General features: G+C 73.9%; 2 protein-coding genes. Both read left to right on the plus strand.

Going from position 1 to position 3,404, the window contains the following annotated elements; genetic code table 11:
- The first annotated feature begins 134 nt into the window (after positions 1-134).
- Positions 135-362: a hypothetical protein gene (locus AB1578_22710; protein ID MEW6490710.1), complete on the plus strand. Its 228-nt coding sequence runs from the start codon at positions 135-137 to the stop codon at positions 360-362.
- Positions 359-3,404: PAS domain S-box protein (locus tag AB1578_22715; GenBank protein ID MEW6490711.1), on the plus strand; the 3,046-nt coding region annotated here is incomplete at its 3' end. The genes AB1578_22710 and AB1578_22715, both read left to right, overlap by 4 nt.

Raw genomic sequence — 3,404 nt, forward strand, 5'->3', positions numbered from 1 at the left:
GCACAGCGTGCGCCCGGAGGGTTCGGGGTGGGCGCGACGGCGGGCGCACGCTGTGCGCCCCTACGGGGAAAACGGCCGCTTTCTTGTGCGCTCAGCCGCTGTGCGAACCCACACGGATCGACATCGGACTGCCGGTGGAACGGCTCAAGGGGCCCCTGCGGGGCGTGGCCGCGGGGGCGTCGGACTATCAGGAGGTGGTGCTCGCGGCGGTCAACCGCCGTTGCCGGAAGATCGGCTGCCGGATCACCATCACGCCCCTGCTCGATCACCGGGACGAGCGCAGCGGCGCGATCCTGGTCATGGAAGAGCGGAAGGGGGCGGGGCAAGACGAGCTCCCCGACGGGGGAGGAGAGGGCAGATGACGGCGGCGCCGCGACCCGCGCACCCCCCGGAGGTGGAGGCCCTGCTGCGGCGGGTGGAGGGGCTGCGCCGCCTCGCCGAGGAGGACCCCGAGCAGATCGCCCGGGTGGCGCAGGGGGTGTTCGAGGAGCTGGAGACCGCGCTGGAGGAGCTCCGGGTGGCCGACACCGAGCTCCGGGAGGCCCAGGAGCTCCTGGCGGCGCGCCAGGAGCTCGACGACGAGCGGCGCCGCTACCGCGAGCTCTTCCAGCTCGCCCCCGACGGCTACCTGGTCACCGACCTCCAGGGGCTGATCCGCGAGGCCAACCGGGCGGCCGGCGAGCTCCTGGGCCTGCGGCCCGGCCAACTGGTGGGCAAGCCCGTGGCGCTCTTCGTGCCCCGGGACGCAGTGCGGGAGTTTCGCACCCGCCTGTCCGGGGCGGCCGAGGCCGACCACCCCCTGCGCTGGGAGCTTCGCCTGCAACCGCGCCGGGGCGAGCCGTTCCCCGCCGCGCTCACCGTGGCACGCAGCGGCGGCTCCCGCGGGGCGCCAGCGGGGCTGCGCTGGCTCCTGCGGGACGTGACCGGGGAGACCCTGGCGCGGGAGGAGCTCGCCGCCTCCCGGCAGCGCCTGGAGGCCCACCTGGACAACTCGCCCCTGGCGGTGATCGAGTTCGCCCCGGACTTTCGCATCCTTCGCTGGTCGAGGGGCGCGGAGAGGATGTTCGGCTGGACCGCGGCCGACGTGACCGGCCGCGCCCTCGAAGAGCTGCGCTGGGTGCACGAGCACGACGCCGAGGCGGTGCGACGGATGTGTGCGGCGCTCCTGGACGGCACGAGCCCGCGCAGCCGCCACGCCAACCGCAACTACCGCAAGGACGGCTCGATCCTCCTCTGCGAGTGGTACAGCTCGGCCATCTACGACAGCCAGGGGCGGTTGGCTTCGGTCCTCTCCCAGGTCCTCGACGTCACCGAGCGAGGGCGAGCCGAGGCGGCCCTGGCCGAGAGCGAGCGCAACTTCCGCGAAATTTTCGAGCAGGCCCCCGGGGGCGTGGCCCTGGTGGACCTCGACGGCCGCTTCCTGCGGGTGAACCCGGCGCTCCAGCGCCTGCTGGGCTACACGCAGCCCGAGCTGCTCGCCCGGCGCTGGCAGGAGCTCACCCACCCGGAGGACCTGGAGCGCGACCTGGGCCAGGTGCGCGCGCTGATCGACGGCGAGCTCGACGTCTACCGCACCGAGAAGCGCTACCTCCCCAAGGAAGGGGCGCCGATCTGGGCCAGCCTCTCGGTGAGCGTCATGCGGGACGCGAAGGGGGCGCCCCAGTGCCTGCTCCCCATGCTCCAAGACATCTCCGAGCGCAAACGCCTGGAGGCCGAGCTGGGCGCCAGCTGGGAACGCTACATGCTGGCCGAGCGGGTCGCCCACTTGGGCACCTGGGAGCGCAGCCTGGTCGAAGATGCGGGGTGGTGGTCACCGGAGTGCTACCGGATCTTCGGGGTCGATCCGGACGCGTTCCGGCCCACCCTCGAGGCGGTCCTGGCCCGCGTGCACCCGGACGACCGAGATGGGTTGGTGGCCGCGGTGCGGCGGTCGGCGGGCTCGGGGCGGGACATGGAGCACGAGTACCGGATCGTGCTGCCCAACGGCACCGTGCGCACCCTGCGCTCGGCGGCCCAGGTGGTGCCGGACGCTGCGGGCCGTCCGGCGAAGCTCGTCGGCGCGCTCCTCGATGTCACCGCGCAGCGGCAGGCCGAGGCCCTGATCCGAGAAAGCGAGCGCCGCCTGCGCATCCTGGCCGATGCCCTGCCCCAGCTGGTCTGGACCGCCTTGCCGGACGGCACGGTCGACTACTACAACCGGCGGGTGCTCCAGTACGGGGGTATCTCCACGCAGCCGGACGGCTCCTGGGTCTGGGCGCCCGTGCTCCACCCCGACGACGAGGCCAAGACGGTGCAGGCCTGGGAGGAGGCCGTGGCCCAAGGGACGGTCTACGAGGTGGAGCACCGCGTGCGGATGAAGGACGGCGGGTACCGGTGGCACCTCTCCCGGGGCGTACCCGTCTCGGACGCGGAAGGTCGGGTGGTGCGCTGGTTCGGCACCGCCACCGACATCCAGGCGACCAAGGAGGCCGAGGCCGAGCTCCGCCAGGCTCGGGACGAGGCCCAGGCCGCCGTCGAGGCCAAGAGCCAGTTCCTGACCAACATGAGCCACGAGATCCGCACCCCCCTGGCCGGGGTGCTGGGCATGGCCCAGGTCCTGGACGGCACCGCCCTGGACCCCGAGCAGCGCGAGTGCGTGGACGCGATCCGGCTCTCGGGCAAGCTCCTGCTGGGCATCGTCAACGACATCCTCGACCTCAGCAAGTTCGAGGCCGCCGGGGTGGCCCTGGAGTCGGTGGAGTTCGCCCTGCGAAACGCCGTGGAGGACACGGTGCACCTCCAGGCCGAGGCCGCCTGGGCCAAGGGGCTCGAGCTGTGCTGCGTGGTGGAGCCCGAGGTGCCGTCCCGGGCGCGCGGCGACCCGGGGCGCCTGCGCCAGATCCTGCTCAACCTGGTGGGCAACGCCGTCAAGTTCACCGGGCGGGGTCACGTGGCCGTGCGGGCGCGCCTGGCCGGGGCGGCAGCGGGGAAGGTGCCGCTCCGGGTCGAAGTGGAGGACACCGGCGTCGGCATCCCGGAGCCGGCGCAGGAGCGCCTGTTCCAGGACTTCGCCCAGGGCGACGCCAGCACCACCCGGCGATTCGGCGGCAGCGGCCTGGGCCTGGCGATCTGCCGGCGGCTGGTGGAGGCGATGGGAGGCGAGATCGGGTTCACCAGCACGAAGGGCCGGGGCTCCACCTTTTGGTTCGCGGTCCCCCTGGACGCCGCGGCGGGGCAGCAGGAGACCCCGGTGCGGCCGGCCCTGGTCGGGGCGCGCGCCCTGGTGGCGGCGGTGCACCCGGCGGCGCGGGGCTGCCTCATCGAGAAGCTCTCCCGGCTCGGGATGGAGCCCATCGGAGCCGCCGACGCGGAGGCGGCCCCGCGGCGAGCGGGGGGCCCCGGGGCCCAGGGCCAGCCCCAACCGC

The organism is Thermodesulfobacteriota bacterium, from assembly GCA_040756475.1.
Taxonomy (GTDB): domain Bacteria; phylum Desulfobacterota; class Deferrisomatia; order Deferrisomatales; family JACRMM01; genus JBFLZB01.